This is a genomic window from Asanoa siamensis (genome assembly GCF_016862555.1).
In the GTDB taxonomy this organism is placed as follows: domain Bacteria; phylum Actinomycetota; class Actinomycetes; order Mycobacteriales; family Micromonosporaceae; genus Asanoa; species Asanoa siamensis.
In genome coordinates this window covers 1-2,665 of record NZ_BONE01000179.1, presented here as the reverse complement: position 1 = coordinate 2,665, position 2,665 = coordinate 1, and the positions used below count along the sequence as shown (strand labels likewise).

General features: G+C 66.2%; 6 protein-coding genes. 1 reads left to right on the top strand and 5 read right to left on the bottom strand.

The window, feature by feature from the left end; genetic code table 11:
- The 3 genes from Asi02nite_RS41050 to Asi02nite_RS41040 all read right to left on the bottom strand — a co-directional run.
- A partial coding sequence (locus Asi02nite_RS41050) for a 2-dehydropantoate 2-reductase N-terminal domain-containing protein (protein WP_275410452.1) occupies nt 1–320 on the bottom strand: 320 nt, incomplete at its 3' end.
- Nucleotides 321–517: 197 nt separating this feature from the next.
- On the bottom strand, nt 518–1,129 hold the full coding sequence (locus tag Asi02nite_RS41045) for a GTP cyclohydrolase II (RefSeq protein ID WP_203719451.1): 612 nt from the start codon (nt 1,127–1,129) through the stop codon (nt 518–520).
- The gene (locus Asi02nite_RS41040; RefSeq protein ID WP_239127732.1) at nt 1,126–1,356 is read right to left on the bottom strand and encodes a hypothetical protein; all 231 of its coding nucleotides are present in this window, start codon (nt 1,354–1,356) and stop codon (nt 1,126–1,128) included. The genes Asi02nite_RS41045 and Asi02nite_RS41040 overlap by 4 nt, the downstream gene beginning before the upstream one ends.
- Nucleotides 1,357–1,520: 164 nt before the next feature.
- On the opposite strand from Asi02nite_RS41040, the gene Asi02nite_RS42550 reads away from it, so the two are divergent.
- Nucleotides 1,521–1,652 (top strand): hypothetical protein, encoded by a 132-nt coding sequence (locus Asi02nite_RS42550; RefSeq protein ID WP_275410451.1) that lies wholly within the window; start codon nt 1,521–1,523, stop codon nt 1,650–1,652.
- 56 nt (nt 1,653–1,708) lie between these two features.
- Here Asi02nite_RS42550 and Asi02nite_RS41035 read toward each other — a convergent pair whose 3' ends face one another.
- The gene (locus Asi02nite_RS41035; protein ID WP_203719450.1) at nt 1,709–2,131 is read right to left on the bottom strand and encodes a hypothetical protein; all 423 of its coding nucleotides are present in this window, start codon (nt 2,129–2,131) and stop codon (nt 1,709–1,711) included.
- On the bottom strand, nt 2,128–2,665 hold a 538-nt coding region (locus Asi02nite_RS41030), incomplete at its 5' end, for a hypothetical protein (protein ID WP_203719449.1). The genes Asi02nite_RS41035 and Asi02nite_RS41030, both read right to left, overlap by 4 nt.

The following is a 2,665-nucleotide window of genomic DNA, read 5'->3' as shown; positions in this document are numbered from 1 at the left end:
TGCTGGGCGACGCTTTCGGCGGCGGAGCGCAGGTATTGCAGGTCGGGGTTGCCGTTGTCCAGCTGCGGGGTTTGCACGGCGATGAACACGACGTCAGCGTCGGGTACACCGGTGGCGTAGTCGGTGGTGAAGGTCAGGTGCGGGGCTGCTTGTTCGAGGAGCGCTTCCAGGTGGGGTTCGTAGATTGGGCATTGGCCGCTACGGAGGGTCTCGATCTTCCTTTCGTCGAGGTCGATGCAGGTCGTGTCGTGGCCGAGAAAGGCCAGACTGACGCTGGTGGTGAGACCGACGTATCCGGTGCCGACTACGCAGACCCTCATTGAGCGTTTCCTCTCTTGCCGGCTATGCCGACGATGGGTGATCCATTTACTGGTGGCGACGGCGTTGTTGATCAAAGACGCAACGTGCCGAGATTGCCGCGATGGCTTGCTGTGTAACAGCGCGGAGCCAATCCGCGTTTGCCGGAATGATACCTACCCAGGCAGAACGGGTGACTACGTTCAAGAGGCTACGCGTGTCAAGGGGCAGTAACACCGCTGCTGTTTAGGTGCCCTAGCAAGGTGTCTTTCTGCTGTAGGTAGTCGCGGTTCGTGGGGGTGACGAATCCGGATAGCGAGACCTGGTCAACAGCAATGCCGGCGGTGCGGAGCGCATCGATCTTGAGTGGATTGTTGGTCATGAGCCGCAAGGAGCTGACGCCGAGCCAGGTAAGGGCGTCAGCGGCGGGCCTGTAGTCGCGGGAGTCGGTGGGGGCGCCGACGGCAGCGTTCGCGGCCACCGTGTCGTAGCCCCGGTCCATAAGGGTGTACGCGCGGATCTTCGCGGCGAGGCCGATGCCGCGGCCTTCGTGGCGCAGTAGGTACAGCAGGATCCCGTACTCGGAGGTACCAATCATGTTCAGGGATGCGGCCAGTTGAGGACCGCAGTCGCATTTGAGTGATCCGAGCAGGTCACCGGTCGCGCAGGCGCTGTGCATCCGAACGAGCGGGACCCGCTCAGCCTGCCGTGGTCGGTGGACAGCGGCGAGGACGTCTTCGGGCCCGGTCGCAGGGCCGAAGACGTGAAGCTGGAAGTGTCCGTGAACGGTGGGCAGCTCGCAGCCGGCCAGCCGGACCGTGGTGGCATTCATTGGGTCTCCGTACGTGCGCATGTGGGCTTGTCGGCGATGAGCAGGACGTGTTCGGACATGCCGACCAGTGAGGGCTCGGTCTCGATTCTGCGGATCGCGCGAAGAAGTTGGCCGCGTAGCCGGGGATTGCGGAGACGCTCGGCGAGGTCGGGCAGGAGCTTCGCGGCGCCTTCGATCGCGAGCAGGGCTCGTGGACGAAGGCCGGCGGTGGTGGCTTCGGCGGCCAACTCATCGGGCCGGTGGAGGTAGCCCGTGGTGAACAGCCGCCGGTCGCCGCTTCGGCCGCTCCGCGTTCGGTGATCTCGAATCGTTTGCGGTCGCGTAGGCCGCGTCCGTCTCGGGTTGGCTGGATGAGCTTGGCGGTGCGTAGCGTGTATAGGTCGCGCATGGAGTGGCTGCGGTCGCCGACCCGGACGGCTCCGTCAACGATCCGGGCGCGGGTGAAGGCGTTTATCGCGGTAAGGAGGTCGACCTGCGCGGTCGTCAGGTTCAATACCGGCCCGGCTGTTTCGCGATGGCCTGACTCGCTGTGGAGCCTGTCGGTCGCGGCGGGCTTGTCGAGCACGGGCGGGTAGGCGGTCATGTGGGTGGCTGCGGTGTGCGGCGGTGGTAGGTGGTGGGGTTGACGTGGTGGTCGGGTGTGGCGCTCCTTTTGCGGTGCCGGGTTGTCCTTCGTGTTTCCGCGTCGGCGGCCCGGATGAGGGCGGTGTGGACGTGGTCGATGAGGAGTGCGCGGACGAGGTCCATTTGGTGTCGGTTCGACCACAGGATGGGTCCGGTGTCGTTGGGGCGGAGGGCGGCCCATGTGTGGTCCGGGGTCCAGTGGATGAATGCCGGCCAGGTGTCGCGAACGGTTCCGCAGGTCAGGTCGAACACCTGCGCGCGGGTGAGCCGGATCGTTGTGCGGTCGGTGGTCAGAGTGGTGATCGTCCAACAGCCGTCCTGGTCGGGGTGGATATCCCAGCCGGCAGCCGTGAGGTCGGGGCACCCGAGTGTGGTCATCGGCCGGACACCGCGGATATGGGCGTTCGTCTGCCGGGTACGGCTTTGCGCCCCGGGCGCGATGGTGGCGCGGCGGCCCCTGACGGGACGGCGGCGGGTCGTTCGGCGTGGTCGTCAGGCAGTGGGTTGTGGTGCGGATGGCGCCCGTCGCGGATTTCTTGGGTGAGGGCGGCGAGTTCGTCGTTCCAGAGGTAAAGGGCGTTGGCTTCCTGCCCCGGCGGGGCGATTTTGGTGACCCAGGAGTCGCCGGGGAGTTCGATGGCGAAGTCCGGTAGCCGGCCCGTGGTGAGGCGGCTGGTCAGGTGGGCCCACTGGTCGGGGGTGAGGAGGATTCCCGGTGCGAGGGGGACACGGCGGCAGGTGATCCGCACGCCGTCGGGTGTCGCTTCGATGTGGCAGTGCGAGGTCGGCTCGTGCAGTGTCGTGGTGGTCATGGGTGCCTCGCGGTTTCCGAGTCGGTCTCGGCGGCTTCGTTCGTCGGTTCGTTCGTCCGGTCTTGGGTTGTGTTCGTGTTGTGGATGCCGCAGGGGCAGC